Annotated in this window: 19 protein-coding genes; 13 read left to right on the top strand and 6 right to left on the bottom strand. The window is 60.5% G+C overall.

Features of this window, described 5'->3' with window-relative positions:
- Nucleotides 1-144 precede the first annotated feature (144 nt).
- Both ACXAH0_RS08760 and ACXAH0_RS08755 read right to left on the bottom strand, forming a co-directional pair.
- The gene (locus ACXAH0_RS08760; RefSeq protein ID WP_475174305.1) at nt 145-450 is read right to left on the bottom strand and encodes a PepSY domain-containing protein; all 306 of its coding nucleotides are present in this window, start codon (nt 448-450) and stop codon (nt 145-147) included.
- A gap of 186 nt (nt 451-636) precedes the next feature.
- Nucleotides 637-1,917: an NAD(P)/FAD-dependent oxidoreductase gene (locus ACXAH0_RS08755; RefSeq protein ID WP_475174303.1), complete on the bottom strand. Its 1,281-nt coding sequence runs from the start codon at nt 1,915-1,917 to the stop codon at nt 637-639.
- A gap of 310 nt (nt 1,918-2,227) precedes the next feature.
- Between ACXAH0_RS08755 and ACXAH0_RS08750 the strand changes: the two genes are divergently transcribed.
- From ACXAH0_RS08750 to ACXAH0_RS08730, 5 genes are all read left to right on the top strand, one after another.
- Nucleotides 2,228-3,193, top strand: coding sequence for a sodium:proton symporter (locus ACXAH0_RS08750; protein ID WP_475190337.1), 966 nt, complete (start codon nt 2,228-2,230; stop codon nt 3,191-3,193).
- Between the two features lie 74 nt (nt 3,194-3,267).
- On the top strand, nt 3,268-4,038 hold the full coding sequence (locus ACXAH0_RS08745) for a DUF2259 domain-containing protein (RefSeq protein ID WP_475190334.1): 771 nt from the start codon (nt 3,268-3,270) through the stop codon (nt 4,036-4,038).
- Nucleotides 4,039-4,207: 169 nt separating this feature from the next.
- On the top strand, nt 4,208-4,876 hold the full coding sequence (rpe, locus tag ACXAH0_RS08740) for a ribulose-phosphate 3-epimerase (RefSeq protein ID WP_475190332.1): 669 nt from the start codon (nt 4,208-4,210) through the stop codon (nt 4,874-4,876).
- Between the two features lie 167 nt (nt 4,877-5,043).
- A complete protein-coding gene (locus tag ACXAH0_RS08735; protein WP_475190624.1) occupies nt 5,044-6,660 on the top strand; it encodes an APC family permease in 1,617 nt (538 codons plus the stop codon).
- Nucleotides 6,661-6,801: 141 nt separating this feature from the next.
- On the top strand, nt 6,802-7,425 hold the full coding sequence (locus tag ACXAH0_RS08730) for a YitT family protein (protein ID WP_475174293.1): 624 nt from the start codon (nt 6,802-6,804) through the stop codon (nt 7,423-7,425).
- Nucleotides 7,426-7,438: 13 nt separating this feature from the next.
- Here ACXAH0_RS08730 and ACXAH0_RS08725 read toward each other — a convergent pair whose 3' ends face one another.
- The gene (locus ACXAH0_RS08725; protein ID WP_475190330.1) at nt 7,439-7,921 is read right to left on the bottom strand and encodes an NUDIX hydrolase; all 483 of its coding nucleotides are present in this window, start codon (nt 7,919-7,921) and stop codon (nt 7,439-7,441) included.
- A gap of 159 nt (nt 7,922-8,080) precedes the next feature.
- On the opposite strand from ACXAH0_RS08725, the gene purB reads away from it, so the two are divergent.
- The 3 genes from purB (at nt 8,081) to ACXAH0_RS08710 (ending at nt 11,017) form a co-directional block, all read left to right on the top strand.
- Nucleotides 8,081-9,409 (top strand): adenylosuccinate lyase, encoded by a 1,329-nt coding sequence (purB, locus tag ACXAH0_RS08720; protein WP_475174289.1) that lies wholly within the window; start codon nt 8,081-8,083, stop codon nt 9,407-9,409.
- 272 nt (nt 9,410-9,681) lie between these two features.
- Complete coding sequence (locus ACXAH0_RS08715; RefSeq protein WP_475190327.1) at nt 9,682-10,443, top strand: metallophosphoesterase family protein; 762 nt, start codon at nt 9,682-9,684, stop codon at nt 10,441-10,443.
- Between the two features lie 19 nt (nt 10,444-10,462).
- A complete protein-coding gene (locus tag ACXAH0_RS08710) occupies nt 10,463-11,017 on the top strand; it encodes an RBBP9/YdeN family alpha/beta hydrolase (protein WP_475190325.1) in 555 nt (184 codons plus the stop codon).
- Between the two features lie 232 nt (nt 11,018-11,249).
- Here ACXAH0_RS08710 and ACXAH0_RS08705 read toward each other — a convergent pair whose 3' ends face one another.
- The 3 genes from ACXAH0_RS08705 to ACXAH0_RS08695 form a co-directional block, all read right to left on the bottom strand.
- A complete protein-coding gene (locus tag ACXAH0_RS08705) occupies nt 11,250-11,468 on the bottom strand; it encodes a hypothetical protein (RefSeq protein WP_475174282.1) in 219 nt (72 codons plus the stop codon).
- Between the two features lie 224 nt (nt 11,469-11,692).
- A complete protein-coding gene (locus tag ACXAH0_RS08700) occupies nt 11,693-12,496 on the bottom strand; it encodes an HpcH/HpaI aldolase family protein (RefSeq protein WP_475190323.1) in 804 nt (267 codons plus the stop codon).
- Between the two features lie 238 nt (nt 12,497-12,734).
- The gene (locus tag ACXAH0_RS08695) at nt 12,735-13,058 is read right to left on the bottom strand and encodes a DUF1476 domain-containing protein (RefSeq protein ID WP_475174278.1); all 324 of its coding nucleotides are present in this window, start codon (nt 13,056-13,058) and stop codon (nt 12,735-12,737) included.
- Between the two features lie 308 nt (nt 13,059-13,366).
- Between ACXAH0_RS08695 and purC the strand changes: the two genes are divergently transcribed.
- From purC to purQ, 5 genes are all read left to right on the top strand, one after another.
- The gene (gene purC / locus ACXAH0_RS08690) at nt 13,367-14,131 is read left to right on the top strand and encodes a phosphoribosylaminoimidazolesuccinocarboxamide synthase (protein ID WP_475174277.1); all 765 of its coding nucleotides are present in this window, start codon (nt 13,367-13,369) and stop codon (nt 14,129-14,131) included.
- Nucleotides 14,132-14,267: 136 nt separating this feature from the next.
- On the top strand, nt 14,268-14,801 hold the full coding sequence (locus ACXAH0_RS08685) for a hypothetical protein (RefSeq protein WP_475190321.1): 534 nt from the start codon (nt 14,268-14,270) through the stop codon (nt 14,799-14,801).
- A 121-nt stretch (nt 14,802-14,922) separates the two neighbouring features.
- Nucleotides 14,923-15,165 (top strand): phosphoribosylformylglycinamidine synthase subunit PurS, encoded by a 243-nt coding sequence (gene purS, locus ACXAH0_RS08680; RefSeq protein ID WP_475174597.1) that lies wholly within the window; start codon nt 14,923-14,925, stop codon nt 15,163-15,165.
- Between the two features lie 16 nt (nt 15,166-15,181).
- Nucleotides 15,182-15,289: a phosphoribosylformylglycinamidine synthase-associated small membrane protein gene (locus tag ACXAH0_RS08675; RefSeq protein ID WP_475174272.1), complete on the top strand. Its 108-nt coding sequence runs from the start codon at nt 15,182-15,184 to the stop codon at nt 15,287-15,289.
- Between the two features lie 17 nt (nt 15,290-15,306).
- Nucleotides 15,307-15,975 (top strand): phosphoribosylformylglycinamidine synthase subunit PurQ, encoded by a 669-nt coding sequence (gene purQ / locus ACXAH0_RS08670; protein WP_475174270.1) that lies wholly within the window; start codon nt 15,307-15,309, stop codon nt 15,973-15,975.
- Nucleotides 15,976-15,988 lie beyond the last annotated feature (13 nt).

The following is a 15,988-nucleotide window of genomic DNA, read 5'->3' as shown; positions in this document are numbered from 1 at the left end:
GCCGTGATCCGACTCAGAGCCCCTCAGAATTGGTACATGGTTTTTGGGGAAAGGCGAGCCCGCCCTGCCCGGACCAGGGCACCCCGGCCGGCGGGACCGCAGCAGATCACGGGAGATCCGGCCAGGGCAGGCTCAGGTCAGATGTCAGTCGCGGTCTTTTTCATTCTCATCTGCGGTCTCCAGCTCCATTTCCAGAACCTGACCGGTTGAGGCATCCACGACCACTTCCATCTCCTGGCCATTCAGCGTGACCTCAGCCTCCAGTTCGCCGTCTTCGGCTTCAATGTCCTGGACCTGGTAGCCTTGCGCGGTCAAGGCAGCGCGGATTTCGTCTTCCGTAGTGCCGAGCCTGTCGCCCAGAGAGACGGCGGCCGCCGCCACGCCCATACTTGCCAGCAGGCCGGAGACGGAAAAGAAGGTGATGGCGGAAGAGGTAAACGGTGTTTTCATCGGAAAGTCATCCTTTGCTTGAAGGTCAGATCACAGCACCGGCTGAAGCACCGGCTGGCTCTGATCTGGCCCCGCAAAGGTCCGTCCTGCCATAGCTCAAAGGCTTATAAACCCGGCCTTGAACGAAAGTTTAGGCCGCTCCTCTGGGGGGTTTAGTGCAGGTTTATGCCATTGGGCCCGGCCGGGTCAGCAGGCGCTTTTGAACACGAACCGGACCGGAGCGACGGCGCTCATATCCAGCAGCGGCGCCTTGCCCACGATCTGCTCCGCCAGCAGGCGGCCCAGGACCGGCGCCAGGGTGAAGCCGTCATTGCCATGGGCGGTGTTGAGCCAAAGACCGCGTATCGTTGGGCAGGACCCGCAGAGCGGTAGAGAATCCGGCAGGCAGAGCCGAGTGCCCAGCCAGGGGGTCTGCTGCAGCGGATCGCCGAGGGGAAAGAGATCATCGGCCCGCCGCCGGGCCTGTTTCAGTACGGCCGGATTTGCTGGGGCGTCCCGCTCTGCCAGTTCAAAACCAGTGCTCAGGCGGATGCCCATTTCGGTCGGCGTCAGGGCAAAGCCGTGATCAGCATCCACCACAGGCCGGGACAAGGTGCCCCCGGTCCGGGGCTGAAAATGCATGTGATAGCCGCGCAGCATGGCAAAGGGATAGGTGACACCCAGACGCTGAAGCAGATCCGGCGACCACGCCCCCAGCGCCACCACCGTTTCCGCCCCGAAGACAAGCCCGCGCTCGCTTTCCAGAACCCAGCCGCCTCCCTGCCGCTGCAAGGTCAGGGCATCTCCCCGGATGGAGCTGCCGCCTTCCTGAACAAAACTGCGCCATAGCGCATCGGTGACCGCACCCGGATCGGAAACTGAACAGCTCTGTGGCCAGTAAACCCCCTTGCGGTCAGACGCCGTCAGCCCCGGCTCCAGCGCATGAATGCCATCCGCTGTAAGTTCGTCATAGGGAACGCCAAACACCCGCGCATAATGACGCTCGATCTCATCCTGTATCCAGGATGCCTTGCCGCGGAACAGATGCAGCCAGCCGCCTTTGCGATAGTAGCGGTGGGCATTGGTCGTCTCTGCCAGGGCCTGATGCTCTTCCACAGCAAGCGCCCTGAGCGGCGCGACCGCCCGTGAATATGCCTCCAGCCCGTTGTCCTTGCCCGCTTCCCGATAGGCTTTCAGCCAGTCCTTGTGCCGGTAGAGTGCTGGAAGGTCTGCAGATGCCGCACAGGACTGGCCACTCAGGCTGGTCAACACCTGCAAGGGGCGGCTCGGGAGCGGCGGCGGGGCGAAACCATTGCCCTTCACGATCCCGGCATGGCCAAACGAGGCCTCCTGCCCGGGATGTTTACGGTCGATCAGGGCCACGTTCACACCCAAGCGGCGCAAGTGCAGAGCAGCCGCCACGCCAGCAATACCGGCGCCCAGCACAAGAATATCGAAGGATCTCAGCGGACCGTTGAGTATTTTCATCACTTTGCCAGGCACCGGCCGGAGGCAACTGTCCAGATGGTACCGGTCTTCTTGTTCTTGCCAGCCCGCCTCGTCCTGCTTCACGTTGCGGTTCCAGAAGATTAGTTCAATGCGTACGCTAATTCCAAAATTTCGGCTGCCACCATTCGGTTTGCGCCCTGAAAGTCTGCGTTATCCCCTGTATTATCACCTTGCCCGTCCCCACCGGCGCCCGCACCGCATGGCCCCGCATGCGCCAGAAGCCGCGCTGCTTGCCCAAAGCGCGCTTTTGCCGCATCACTCTTGAACCTCAAACCAGAAAGCTGACCGCATGATTCGACACCTGGGCGCAGGACTGGCCTTTACAGGGCGCCACGGAACGGCGGCTCTGGCCGTCAGCCTGTTTATCGGCATCGCTTTGCCGGCCCTGTCCGCCTATCTGCGCCCCTATCTGGCGCTGGCTGTCTTCAGCCTTTTGACCCTGGCCTTTCTGAAAGTGGATCTTGCGGCTGTCAAACAGCGGGTGAAACGGCCCGGCCTTCTGCTGGCTGCGCTGGCCTGGATGATGCTGGGCGCCCCGCTTCTGGTTTTGCTCCTGATCAGATCGCTGGATCTTGCCCCCGGCAGCCCGGATATCGTTCTGGCCCTCTTTATCTCCACCGCCGCCCCGCCGGTGATGGCGTCCCCCGCCTTTATCTATCTGCTGGGGCTGGACGGCACCTTGAGTCTGACCCTCTCGGTCGCCGCCCTGATCGTGACACCGCTCACCGCTCCGTTCATCGGCAGCCTGATGCTCGGCCCGTCCCTGCCGCTCAGCGTCAGCGGGCTCGCCGCGCAGCTCTCCGTGCTCCTGGCCGGGGCCTTTCTCACCGCAGCCCTGATCCGCAAGCTGGCAGGCGCTGCCAGGCTTCAGCGCAGCGCCGACCATATTGGCGGGCTCAATGTGCTGCTGCTGTTGATTTTCGCGATCGCCGCCATGGACGGGGTGGCGGCCAGTTTCTGGTCAAAACCGCTCTTCACCCTGGCCGTCACCGCCCTCACCTTCTGCCTGGCCATTGTTCAGATCGCCCTGTCGCTCGCCCTGTTTTCGCCCGCGACGCGGGAAGATGCCTATGCCATTGCCCATACTTGCGGCACCCGCAACATGGGGCTGATGGTCGCCGCCTTTGGCGGCACAATCCCGGAATTTACCTGGCTCTGGTTCGCCGTCGGGCAGTTCCCGATTTATCTTCTTCCCATGTTGATGAGACCTTTTGTGCGGATCTACTGCCGGCAAAACGCCAAATCTGTGATGTAGACGGGTCTTGCAGTTAGTGTCTTCCGGCTAGTCTTCCTGCAAAGGCCCAACGGCCCTGACAAGAGGAGACGGATATGCCTGCAGATTTCACCCCTTTGAACCGGATCGCACACGCGGGTCTGAATGGCCTGGCCGGTGCGGTTCTTCTGGTGCTGTCGTCCCTTGCCGCGGCGGCCGGAGACACTGCCGGGGTCAGGGTTCTGGGGTTCAATGCGACCGGCACCTTTTTCGCCTTTGAGCAATACGGCATTCAGGACGGCTCCGGCTTTCCCTATTCGGAGATTTTTGTTCTCGATGTGATCGGGGACAGCTGGGTGAAGCCGTCCCCGTTCCGCCGCCGGGACATGATCGACGACAGTCTGGGATATGATCCCGAGGCTCTGCTCAAGGCCGCCCGTGCCGCCAATCTTGAGACGGCCCAGGGGCTGCTGGCAGCAAAGGCTATCTCCGGAAAAGGCAAGACCGTGGCCCACAATCCGCCCTCCGAACTCAGCTCCCTGCCACACAACATGACGGTTGCCCCGCGTTTTCCGCAGCTGCCCGGGGACACGCCCATGGAACTGACCCTTGCCGAATATCCGCTGGAAAATGCGGAGTGCGCCGGATATGGCGCTGCGGTGAAAGGTTTCCGGCTGACCTTTCAACAGGGCGGCACCCAGCGGCTGCTCAATCAGGACACAAGCGTGCCCGCCAGCCGCCGCTGTCCGCTCTCCTACCGGATTGACCGGATCATCACCCACTATCCGGCGGAGGCTCCGCCGGTTTTTGCCATCCTGATCCAGGTTGAAAGCCTGGGCTTTGAAGGACCGGACCACCGCTACCTGGCCATTACCGGGCGGCTGTAACCTCTGTCCGCACACAGGAGTGCGCCGCTCGGGCGCTCAAATGGAATTGCCACAGGAAAAAGGATTTGAATCGGCCCGCCGCCCGTGGTAGCCGCGCTGACACATTCAGAACGGCCGGTTCAGGACCTTTTCGGCCTTGCCCGGCCCGCCCAGCTTCCGGGAGCCAGACATGCCGCGTGACCTCAAAATCGCCCCGTCCATCCTTGCATCGGACTTTTCCAAACTCGGCCAGGAAGTTCGGGATGTGGTCACTGCTGGCGCCGACTGGATCCATCTGGACGTGATGGACGGCCATTTTGTGCCTAACATCACCTTCGGCCCGGATGTGATCTCCAAGTTGCGGCCCCACACGGACCGTCTCTTCGACACCCATTTGATGATTGAGCCGGTGGATCCCTATCTGGAAGCCTTCGCCAAGGCCGGGTCCGACATCATCACCATCCACGCGGAAGCCACCCCCCATCTCGACCGCTCCTTGCAGGCGATCCGGGACCTGGGCAAGAAGGCGGGCGTCTCGCTCAATCCCTCGACCCCTGAAACCGTGATCGAATATGTTCTGGACCGGCTGGACCTCATTCTGGTCATGACCGTCAATCCGGGCTTTGGCGGCCAGAAATTCATTGCGTCCCAGGTGCAGAAAACACGGCGTCTGCGGCAGATGATCGGCGACCGGCCGATTGATCTGGAAATCGATGGCGGCGTGACGCCGGACACCGCCCCCCTTGTCGCCGCAGCCGGAGCCAACGTGCTCGTGGCCGGATCCGCCGTCTTCAAGGGCGGTTCGGTGGACAGCTATGCGGGCAATATATCCGCGATCCGACAGGCCGCCAGCATCTGACGCAAGCAGCCGGAAGACACGTCCAGACAGCGGTGCGGCGGAGAGGAGCACTGCCCCCTTCCCACACCCGCCTGATCAGGTGTCCAACAGCTCTTCCCTAAAGGAAATCCAATCAGGTAAGCTTCCCGGCAAGACCGTTCAGGATCCGGGGGGTTATCTTGGCACATATGCAACGCAGCATCGGGCTGCTGGGCCTGACCTTTGTCGCCATCAGCGGCATTTTGGGCTCCGGCTGGCTGTTTGCGCCACTTCTGGCCGCTCAGGCCGCAGGCCCGTCTGCGCTGCTTGCCTGGGTCATCGGCGGGGTTGCCATGCTGCTGCTGGCAGCCACTTTTGCGGAAATCGCCGCCATCCTGCCGGTTGCCGGCGGCATTGGCCGGGTGCCGCATTTCTCCCATGGCTCGGTCGTGTCCATGACCATGGGCTGGACCGCATGGATCGGCTACAACACGACCGCGACCATCGAGGTCGAGGCGGTGCTGCGCTATTCGAAAAGCCTTGCCCCATGGCTCTATGGCGCGGACGGGCACCTGTCGGCCGGGGGGCTTGGGGTTGCCTGTCTCCTGTTGCTGTTGTTTACGGTGCTCAACGCCTTCGGTGTGCGCTTCTTCGTCCGGCTCAATACGGCCCTCACCTGGGTGAAGATCATCGTACCCGCCCTGCTGGCCTCCGTCATCCTGAGCTCGGACTTCCGCTTCGGGAATTTCAGCGATTATGGCGGTTTTGCCCCTGAAGGGCTCAAAGGCATTCTCTCTGCCATTTCCACCGGCGGCGTCATCTTTGCCCTGATCGGGTTCCGCCATGTGATCGACATGGCTGGAGAAGCCCGCAACCCGAAAGTCAATGTGCCGCTCGCCTTGATCCTGAGCCTGGTGATCTGCCTGCTGATCTATGGCGGTCTGCAACTCGCCTTTCTCGGTGCCCTGGACCAGGCGGACCTGTCAAGAGGCTGGGCGTCCTTGCATTTTTCCGGAGATCTGGGGCCCATGGCCTCCCTTGCAACGGCAGTTGGAGCGCTCTGGATCGTCAGCATCCTGGACACAAGCGCCCGGATTTCCAGTTTCGCCTCCGGCCTTGTCTCCGTCGGCTCCAATGCCCGTCTGGGTCTGGCCATGGCACAGAACGGGCTGTTTCCCAAATTCATGGAAACCTTGTCAGAGCGGGGCGTGCCGCTGTTCGCCCTTCTGGTCAATTTCGCAGTCGCTGCCCTTTTCTTCGTGCTGCTGCCGTTTCGCGAGGTGCTGGCACTCAACACCTCATCCATCGTGCTGTCCTTCGTGGTTGGACCGGTTGCGGTCCTGGCCTTCCGCCGGCTGCTGCCCGATGTGCCCCGGGCTTTCACACTTCCAGCCGCCCCCGTCACAGGCTGCCTTGCGTTTGTGGTCGCCAGTCTGATCATCTATTGGAGTGGCTGGAGCACCATGCTGCATCTGGGCATCTGCCTCGCCCTCGGCCTGGGTCTTATGTTGATCCGCAATGCCCAGGGCGGCTTTGACCGGCTCGACTGGCGGGAATCTGCCTGGCTGGTGCCCTATCTGGCCGGACTTGTGCTCCTGTCCTATCTGGGGGGCTTTGGCGGCGGCACCGGCCTTTTGCCCCTCGGGCCTGATATTGTTGCCGTCAGCCTGCTGGCGGCCGGGATCTATTGTCTGGCCAACCGGCTCAGCCTGCCGCAGGACAAGTTCGATCTTTATATGGCTGAAGAAAGACAGGACGAGGCTGAAGAATATGGGGTACCGGAGGAGACTTCTCAGGATGGCCTGCCGCTACGGCCCGACGTGTAAAGACCACTCCCGTTCCGCCTCGCCCCCGTGAAAGATGCCGTTTTTTTAAGCGCGTCAGCCACGCAATGGGGCTCGCATTGCAGCGCACAATTTTCTAATTTTGGCTTCCTAAACTGCTGCGAAGTCAGAGAAACCCCGAACATGCCAGCCCTCACCGCTCCGGATCTCGCCCCTCAAAAACACAGCGCTGCCGATGATGTGCAGGGACTGGCCTTCGGTGTCTTCACCTGTGCCCTGGGCATTGTCTTCCTGTCCCATCTGGGCTTTCTGACCGGCCAGACCGCAGGTCTCGCCCTGCTGATTTCCTATGTGACCGGCACTCCGTTCGGGATTGTTTTCTTTCTTGTGAACCTGCCTTTCTACTGGTTCACCTATAAACGCATGGGACTGGCCTTCACGCTCAAGTCAGCCGTATGTGTCACCGCTCTTTCCCTCTGCGTGGAGCTGCTGAAAAACTATATTGTCTTTGAGCATCTTGATCCGCTGACCGGCACGCTGGCCTTTGGGGCCCTCTCAGGTGTCGGCATCCTGGCCATCATCCGCCACGGTGGCAGCCTTGGCGGCGTCGGCGCCATGGCCGTGGTGTTTCAGGAGGCGTTTGGACTGAAGGCCGGATATGTGCAGCAAGCCGTCGATTTTCTGATCTTCGCCGCCGCCCTGGTTTTCTTTCCCTTTTCCATCGTCGCCTGGTCCGTCTTCGGCTCCCTCGTGTTGAATGCCATCATCACGATCAACCACCGCCGCGACCGTTATATTGCGACCTGATACCGGGGACCCTTCAGCTGTAGATCCGGCTTGGCCTCATAGCCACGTCTCTTGAAGACAGTTTTTCGGCAAGACCTGCGGGATAAAGCTCCAGGTGTTTGGCCGCCAGTTCGTCGAGCGTGATCCATTTGGCCGTGCCGTCCGTTTCATCGCTCTCTTCAAAGACGAAGCTGTCTTTTTTATAGAAGCTGTTGTCGGTGAAATGCGCATGGCACAGGAAGACGATCTCGTGGCCGGAAACGCCGTGATGCTCATAAAGATTTTCCATCACGAAATACGTGTCCAGAAGCGTGATGCGGGTTCCGAGTTCTTCCAGAAACTCCCGCTGCAACGTGTCCCGCCAGGGCTCGCCGAACTCCACCGTGCCGCCAAGAGGGCGCATGCCTTTCACCCGGCCAGCGTCATCATAGACCTCCGACAGCAGCAGCGCATCGTCCTGCCAGATCAGGGCCAGCGCCTTGACCCGGATCGTGTCTGCGGGGCGCCAAGTCTGCATGAAGATCTCCAATGGTCTGTCTGATGAGCCGCAACAGGCCCCAAAATTCACCGGCACGGGCCACATCGCAAGCAAAATCATGGCCGCCCACATTGAAGGCCACGCGCCCCTCTGCTATTCCGCAGCCAGAAACACCCTTAAAAAGAGGTTCTGTCCGCGATGATCCCGCGCTATTCCCGTCCCGACATGGTGTCCATCTGGTCCCCGGAATCCAAATTCCGCATCTGGTTCGAGATCGAGGCCCATGCCTGCGATGCGCTGGCCGAACTCGGTGTCATCCCCAAGGAGGCAGCGGCCACCATCTGGGAAAAGGGCGGCAAGGCCACGTTCGACATTGACCGGATCGACGAGATTGAGCGCGAGACCAAACATGACGTCATCGCCTTCCTGACCCATCTGGCCGAAATTGTCGGGCCCGACGCCCGGTTTGTCCACCAGGGCATGACCTCGTCCGATGTTCTGGACACCTGTTTCAACGTTCAGCTGGTCAAGGCCACCGACCTGCTTCTGGCCGATCTGGACGCGCTTCTGGCAGCCCTGGAACGGCGTGCCATGGAGCACAAGGACACGGTGTGCATTGGCCGCTCCCACGGCATTCATGCCGAGCCGGTCACCTTCGGCCTGAAGATGGCCGAGGCCTATGCGGAATTCGACCGTTGCAAGACCCGTCTTCTGGCTGCCCGCGAAGAAATTGCCACCTGTGCCATTTCCGGCGCGGTCGGCACCTTCGCCAATATCGACCCACGCGTGGAAGAGCACGTGGCCGAGGCCATGGGCCTGACCGCAGAGCCGGTCTCCACCCAGGTGATCCCACGGGACCGCCACGCCATGTATTTTGCAACCCTCGGCGTGATTGCCTCGTCGATCGAGCGGGTCGCCACAGAGGTCCGCCACTTGCAGCGCACCGAAGTGCTGGAAGCCGAAGAGTTCTTCTCCAAGGGGCAGAAGGGCTCGTCCGCCATGCCCCACAAGCGCAACCCGGTGCTCACCGAAAACCTCACCGGTCTTGCCCGGATCGTTCGGGGTTACGCGGTTCCGGCCATGGAAAATGTCGCCCTGTGGCACGAACGCGACATTTCCCACTCCTCTGTGGAGCGCATGATCGGCCCGGACGCGACCGTCACCCTGGACTTCGCCCTGGCCCGGCTGACCGGTGTCATCGACAAGCTGATGGTCTATCCGGAACGGATGATCGGCAATATGGACCGGCTGGGCGGCCTCGTGCATTCCCAGCGCATCCTGCTTGCGCTCACCCAGGCAGGTTCGTCCCGCGAAGACGCCTACCGTCTGGTCCAGCGCAACGCCATGAAAGTCTGGGACAGCTATCAGGTGGCAGGCTCGGCCTCCGTCGACTTCCAGACGGAACTGCTGAACGATGAAGATGTGCGCAAATATCTGTCTGAAGAGGATATCCGCGACCGGTTCGACCTCGGCTACCACACCAAGAATGTCGATGTTATCTTCAAGCGGGTCTTCGGCAAAAGCTGAATCAGCACCGGCCGGGACTGACACCGGGCCTCCGGCAAAAGTCCGCCCTTTCGATGCGAAGCGCGGATTGCGCTGCCGCCCCCTTGGCGGCGGGCATGGCGGCCATCTCCCGCAAAGAACTGTCCCGGCCCCGCGCCGGGACCTTTTGCGAGCGCGGCAAAAAAGCCCGGTCCCGGGGCAACAGGGGGGCAGCTTTCAAAAAAAGCTGGCCGTCTGGTTTTGACAAACCCGGGTCCACCTTGATTTAAAGGCGCCTTTGGCGGGAGATCTTCATGAAAATCGCTGTTCTGTCTGACATTCACGGCAATGTTCTGGCTCTGGAAGCCGTGCTGGCCGACTTGAAACAGGAAGCCCCCGATGTGGTTGTCAATCTGGGCGACTGCGTGTCCGGCCCGCTCTGGCCGGAAGAGACGGCAGCGATCCTTCGCGAAAGCAACTGGCCTACGGTGCGCGGCAATCATGACCGGTTCGTGATTGAGGATCCGATCGAAAAAATGGGCCCGACCGATGCCTTTGCCACCGAACGGCTGTCCGCGCTCAGCCTGGATTGGCTGAAGACGACCCGGCCCACCATCCGCCTGAGCGACGAGATCTTCCTGTGCCACGGCACGCCGGATGATGACGACCGCTACCTGACGGAGAAAGTGGAAGGCCCCAAGGGGCACCTGCCCGATGAGGACACGCTGCTGGCCGCCCTGAAAGGGGAAACAGCCCCCATCATCTGCTGCGGCCACACCCATATCCCCCGCCTGATCCACCTTCACGCCAGCGGACAGACCCTGCTCAACCCGGGCAGCGTCGGGCTGCCCTCCTATGAGGACGATCATCCCAACCGGCACAAGATGGAGGCTGGCAGCCCCCATGCCCGCTATGCTGTGATGACCCGCTCAGAAAACCACTCTGGGGGCCGCTGGAACTTTCAGGAAAAGTGCCTGACCTATGACTGGGATACCGCCAGCGCCGAGGCAGAGAAAAACGGCCGCCGGGGCTGGGCCCGCGCCCTGAAACACGGCTTTTACGGCCCGCTTTCCTAAGTATGAGCAAGGCACCCTGATGAAGATTTCAGAGACCGATATTCTCCTGATCCCCGGCTATGGAAAGACCCTGCCAGGCCATTGGCTGCTGCGCTGGCGCGACAAGATGCCGACGGCCCGGGTGGTCAAACAGGCCGAGTTGCACACGCCCTCCAAGAAGGAATGGCTGGACACGCTTGTGCGCGAGATTGAAGCCGCAGAACGCCCGGTGGTTCTGGTAGCCCATTCCCTGGGCTGCATTCTGGTCGCCCATGGCGCCCATGCCTTGAAAGGCAAGGTCAAGGGCGCCTATCTGGTTGCCCCGTCCGACTGGGACCGGGACGGGCTCGTGCCGGAGTTTGACGGCGGTGATTTCCGCCCCATTCCCCACGATCCCCTGCCCTTCCCCGCCCATCTGGTCGCCAGCCGAAATGATCCTTACTGCGGCTATGAGAGGGCCGAAGCGTTCTCAAAAGCCTGGGGCACAACCTTTCAGGATGCGGGCGAAGCCGGTCACATCAATCTGGAAAGCGGACATGGGCCCTGGCCGGAGGGCCTGATGTCCTTTGCCCATTTCATGAAACGGCTCGGCTAGAGCCTCGTGCGATCAGTCTGCACCATTTGATGCTGGACAGCAGATCCTTCGGCAAGGCGCTTCGCGCAGCGGGATGCGGTGTATCGGGCAAGCGACGCAACGCTTGCCGATGGGCTGCTTTCCATCACCCGAGGGGCCGGTCTGCTTTGCCCGCTGAGATCATTGGATCGCGCATGTGCTGGGAAACACCAAGGCGCGCGATCCGCCTCCTCAGCAGACAAAGCAAATCCGGTCAATGTTGCGCCGACGGCTTGGAACCCATCAGGGCCCCTATGCGCATGGCAACAACAAAACTGACCGGAATGGCAACAAGCGCTCCAGCAGCCGCGCTGCCCACTAGCAGCAACGGATTGAAATCCGACACCCCGAAAATACTTAAGGGCAAAAGCGCACCGGCTCCGGCCAAAGTGGGTCCAACAATAATGAAGAGAATAAGCGCCAGCTTCCACATGGGTGTCTCCCTGGTGAGGAAAACGGCGGTTTTCCGTCCGAAACCAGCACATCACGCAGGGTTTCAAAACCGTCGCAAACAGAATAATTTAGTATTTGCGAATTTTTGAATTTATATGCATTGACTCAAATCAAGCCCAGACTTGCGGGAAAACAGGCAACGCCACAAGGCTGTTGCCTGCAAAGCCGGCACGCCTTGCCCCTGTTTATACCCAGCTCAGTTGATCAATGTCCGGCCCGATCCCGATCACCTTTGAGCGCTACCTTGACCTCTTGAAGGGCCTGCCGGGCGGAATGGTCCAGCATGACAGTGTCGATGCCGTAAGACATCAGCCGGTAGCCCTGGGCAATGGCGTCTCCCACCTTGTCCGGGGAGAGACAGAAAATGCCCGCCAGCTTGCCTGCCGCGCACGTCTTTTGCGCAATTTGCGCGCAGATCTGGGCGGTCTCTTCCCCATTGGGATCAAGCGCACTGCCGCTGGACAGCGACAGGGACAGGTCGCTCGGACCGACAAAGATCCCGTCCAGCTCCTTCACCGACAGGATGTCGTCCAGCGCCTCGACCGCCTCCTGGGTCTCGATCATGGCAAAGGCAAGGGTCTGGGCATTCGCCTTTTGCAGATAGGTGTCGCTGGTCTGGCCGGACAACATGGCGGCCCGGTAGGGCGACCAGCTTCGGGTGCCGTCCGGCGGGTATTTTACCGCACGGGCAAAGGCTTGTGCCTCCGGCCTGGAATTGATCATCGGCGCGATCAGGGCTTCGGCGCCCATATCCGCCAGCCGCCCGGCCAGCGCATTGTCCCCCACCGGGATCCGCACCAGCCGGTGCGCCCCACCCAGTGCGGTCAGCGCAAAGGCTGTGACCGCCGCGTCGAAATCCAGCATGCCATGCTGCAAATCAAGCGTAACCGCCTCATAGCCCGCCCGAGCCAAAAGTTCCGGCACCATCGGCGCCGACAACAGGCACCACCCGGTGATCACCGGGTGTCCGGCCTTCAATTTCTCGGCCAGGCATTTTGTCTCTGTCACGTTATTCTCCTCCGCTTTTTACCAGTCCATCCGATTCTTGGCGGAGGCTGCAAGCCTTCCGGTCCGGCAAACAGACCCCCGATCGGTTTACCGCAGCCCCCAATTCAAATCTCTCAGTCCCGGGAGGACGAAGAGTGTCCGTTTTGGAAAAGCCCCCCATCTCCCCCCAAACCAAAAAACGCCCGCCGGGTCCGGCGGGCGCTTCTGAAATCGTTCAGGCCTTGGACCCTCCAGCGGATCAACCTTCGCTTTGAAGCTGCTCCACGGCGGTTGCCATCAGCTCTTCCATGGTGCGGCGGATCTGGTGGTCGGACTGCTCGACATTGGCCGCGTCGAAGTCGCCGCGGATCTTGCGGAACACATCTTCATCGCCCGGCTCTTCAAAGTCGGCACGGACCACTTCCTTGGCATATTCTTCGGCCTTGTCGCCTTCATGGCCCAGGAAGCCGGCAGCCCACAGGCCCAGCAGCTTGTTGCGGCGCGCGGTCGCCTTGAACCGCAGCTCCTCGTCATGCGCGAACTTGTTTTCAAATCCCTGTTCGCGCTTGTCGAATGTGCTCATACTCTCGTCTCCCGAACTGCGTTCTTGCACTGCTCCCCATATGGGGTGCCTTTGGCCTCTTGCATATCCCCGCAAGGGCAGCAAATCAACGCAGTACAGAACCGGATGCGTCAAAAGCACGGGAAAGCAGGCCCCGGCAGAAAAACAGATGATTGTACTTTTGCCCCGCTTCGGGTAAGTTCCGCGCCGCAAAACGGGGATTGCAGCCATTCGATCGCACCAGCCGATTGACCGGACAACGTTCCGCAGCAAAACTGAGCAGGTGTGCAAGTCCCGCCCAAAGGTTTCAGAAAAACACGGTAAAGCCCATGAACCGCCGCCGGCGCATTTATGAAGGTAAAGGCAAGATTCTCTACGAAGGTCCGGAACCGGGAACCCTGGTCCAGCACTTCAAGGATGATGCAACCGCCTTCAATAACAAGAAACACGAGATTGTTGACGGCAAGGGTGTGCTCAACAACCGTATTTCCGAATTTATCTTCAACCACCTGAATGCCATCGGCATTCCGACCCATTTCATCCGCCGTATGAACATGCGTGAGCAGCTCATCCGGGAAGTGGAGATCATTCCGCTGGAAGTGGTGGTGCGCAATGTGGCCGCCGGGTCCATCGCCAAGCGTCTCGGTCTGGAAGAAGGCACCCAGCTGCCTCGCTCCATCATCGAGTTCTATTACAAGAACGACGAGCTGGACGACCCGATGGTCGCCGAAGAGCATATCACCGCCTTCGGCTGGGCCACCCCGCAGGAACTGGACGACATGATGGCCCTGGCCATTCGTGTCAACGACTTCCTGTCCGGCCTGTTCCTGGGGGTCGGCATCCGTCTGGTGGATTTCAAGATCGAATGCGGCCGCCTGTTTGAAGGCGACATGATGCGCATTGTCGTGGCCGACGAAATCTCCCCGGACAGCTGCCGCCTGTGGGACATTGAAACCAACGACAAGATGGACAAGGACCGGTTCCGCCGGGATCTCGGCGGCATGCTGGAAGCCTATCAGGAAGTCGCCAAACGGCTTGGCATCATGATTGCGGCCGAACGTCCGGCCAATTCCGGCCCGACCCTGGTTCAGTGACGTAACGGTCTCAAGGCTCTGTGATGCAATTGTGGCACAGGCCGGAGACAATGCGCACCAGACATCCATAGTCAGGTTGTGCAACCTTCAGACACATTCGATAACGCCTTCTTGGAAACAAGGGGGCGTTATCTTTATGAAATTGCATATCTTTATCAGAACCGCACTGTTTGCACTTCTTTGCGGCCTGCTGGCGGCCTGTCAAACGACCGGTCTGAAGCCCGGCAGCATCCAGGCCAACTACGCACCGAGCGGCTGGACGCAAAAAACGAAAAACGGCATCACCGGATACGTGTGCAACGTCCCAAAATGCAAGTCCGCCCGAGCGGTTGGCTACGGTCCATTGCGGATTCGCGGCAATTTCGAACAGGCCATCAAGAGCGGTGAATTTTCGACGGAATTGTTCAATGCCGTTGCCAATGTCTACACCGTAGCTTCGAAGGGCCGGGAAAAATTTCGGATCACACGAAAAATCGTCCGGAAGAACTACGCGGGTTTCGACGTCAGTGCACGCTTTTCAGTCCGGACCGAAACAGTTTGGTTTAAGGGCCGGGTTATCGTTCAAGACAATCGAGCATCCGTGGTGTTTGCGATCGCCCAGTCGCAAGGGATCGCGAACAGCTACTTCAAGAGATACATGAACAACACCACAATCCGCCGCCTGCCTTAAGGGACTGGCCATAAATCCCGGCAAATCCGGGCTGGGCACTTTCGCTTTCGGGGCTCCTCGTGTATGGGGAGCCCCAAACTGTTTGTCCTTGCAGATTCTGCAGACTGTTGCCGGGAAGCCAATCATGAAAGCTCGTGTTATCGTCACCCTGAAAAACGGCGTTCTGGACCCCCAGGGCAAAGCCATCGAGGGCGCTCTTGGAGGACTCGGCTTCGGCGATGTCGGTTCCGTGCGCCAGGGCAAGGTGTTTGACGTGGAGCTGACCAGCGCCGACAAGGACGCAGCCAAAGCCGAGCTGGAGCAGATGTGCGAAAAGCTGCTGGCCAACACGGTGATTGAAAACTACGCGATCGAGATCGCCTGACTTCCGGACCCGGGCCATGGATGACGACACCCGCAAGGCCATCACTTTCATGGCCGTCAAGGCGGCCATATTCATCCTCGTGCCCGCTCTTGCGGCCGTCATAGCCGTTCTTGTCCTGCTTTAGAACTTCGGGATAGCCTCATGAAAACCGCCGTCATCGTCTTCCCTGGCTCCAACCGCGACCGCGACATGTTCCACGCCCTGGAACTGATGACGGGATCCCGGCCCGAGAGCGTCTGGCACACGCAAAGCACCCTGCCCGATGTGGACCTTGTGGTGGTGCCCGGCGGATTTTCCTATGGCGATTATCTACGCTCCGGCGCCATTGCTGCCCGCTCACCGATCTTGAAAGACCTTGTAGCCAAAGCCAATAGCGGTGTGGCCGTGCTCGGGGTGTGCAACGGCTTCCAGATCCTGACCGAGGCGGGCCTTTTGCCCGGCGCCCTGATGCGCAATGCGGGCCTGACCTTTGTCTGCAAAGAGGTGAAGCTGGAAACGGTCAACACGGCCACACGGTTCTCGTCCAAATTCACCAAGGGACAGGTCTGGCGCTGCCCGGTTGCCCATCACGACGGCAATTATTTCGCTGACACCGACACGCTGAAACAGATTGAAGACAATGGCCAGGTGGTGTTCCGTTATGCTGACGGCACCAATCCCAACGGCTCCCTGAATGACATTGCAGGCCTCACCAATGCGGCCGGCAACGTCCTGGGCATGATGCCCCATCCGGAAAACCTGGTAGAGCCGCTTCATGGCGGTCTGGACGGACGCCTGCTGTTTGAAAGCCTGAGCAGCCGGGCAGCCTGAGCTGCCAGATCCA

The organism is Roseibium sp. AWQ4_290 (assembly GCF_056160985.1).
This window is presented reverse-complemented; position numbering and strand designations above follow the sequence as displayed.

What these genes read in the sequence shown, in the direction of transcription:
- ACXAH0_RS08760 (WP_475174305.1), bottom strand. Translation starts at nt 450, where the DNA reads ATGAAAACACCGTTTACCTCTTCCGCCATCACCTTCTTTTCCGTCTCC.
- ACXAH0_RS08755 (WP_475174303.1), bottom strand. Translation starts at nt 1,917, where the DNA reads ATGAAAATACTCAACGGTCCGCTGAGATCCTTCGATATTCTTGTGCTG.
- ACXAH0_RS08750 (WP_475190337.1), top strand. Translation starts at nt 2,228, where the DNA reads ATGATTCGACACCTGGGCGCAGGACTGGCCTTTACAGGGCGCCACGGA.
- ACXAH0_RS08745 (WP_475190334.1), top strand. Translation starts at nt 3,268, where the DNA reads ATGCCTGCAGATTTCACCCCTTTGAACCGGATCGCACACGCGGGTCTG.
- rpe (WP_475190332.1), top strand. Translation starts at nt 4,208, where the DNA reads ATGCCGCGTGACCTCAAAATCGCCCCGTCCATCCTTGCATCGGACTTT.
- ACXAH0_RS08735 (WP_475190624.1), top strand. Translation starts at nt 5,044, where the DNA reads ATGCAACGCAGCATCGGGCTGCTGGGCCTGACCTTTGTCGCCATCAGC.
- ACXAH0_RS08730 (WP_475174293.1), top strand. Translation starts at nt 6,802, where the DNA reads ATGCCAGCCCTCACCGCTCCGGATCTCGCCCCTCAAAAACACAGCGCT.
- ACXAH0_RS08725 (WP_475190330.1), bottom strand. Translation starts at nt 7,921, where the DNA reads ATGCAGACTTGGCGCCCCGCAGACACGATCCGGGTCAAGGCGCTGGCC.
- purB (WP_475174289.1), top strand. Translation starts at nt 8,081, where the DNA reads ATGATCCCGCGCTATTCCCGTCCCGACATGGTGTCCATCTGGTCCCCG.
- ACXAH0_RS08715 (WP_475190327.1), top strand. Translation starts at nt 9,682, where the DNA reads ATGAAAATCGCTGTTCTGTCTGACATTCACGGCAATGTTCTGGCTCTG.
- ACXAH0_RS08710 (WP_475190325.1), top strand. Translation starts at nt 10,463, where the DNA reads ATGAAGATTTCAGAGACCGATATTCTCCTGATCCCCGGCTATGGAAAG.
- ACXAH0_RS08705 (WP_475174282.1), bottom strand. Translation starts at nt 11,468, where the DNA reads ATGTGGAAGCTGGCGCTTATTCTCTTCATTATTGTTGGACCCACTTTG.
- ACXAH0_RS08695 (WP_475174278.1), bottom strand. Translation starts at nt 13,058, where the DNA reads ATGAGCACATTCGACAAGCGCGAACAGGGATTTGAAAACAAGTTCGCG.
- purC (WP_475174277.1), top strand. Translation starts at nt 13,367, where the DNA reads ATGAACCGCCGCCGGCGCATTTATGAAGGTAAAGGCAAGATTCTCTAC.
- ACXAH0_RS08685 (WP_475190321.1), top strand. Translation starts at nt 14,268, where the DNA reads ATGAAATTGCATATCTTTATCAGAACCGCACTGTTTGCACTTCTTTGC.
- ACXAH0_RS08675 (WP_475174272.1), top strand. Translation starts at nt 15,182, where the DNA reads ATGGATGACGACACCCGCAAGGCCATCACTTTCATGGCCGTCAAGGCG.
- purQ (WP_475174270.1), top strand. Translation starts at nt 15,307, where the DNA reads ATGAAAACCGCCGTCATCGTCTTCCCTGGCTCCAACCGCGACCGCGAC.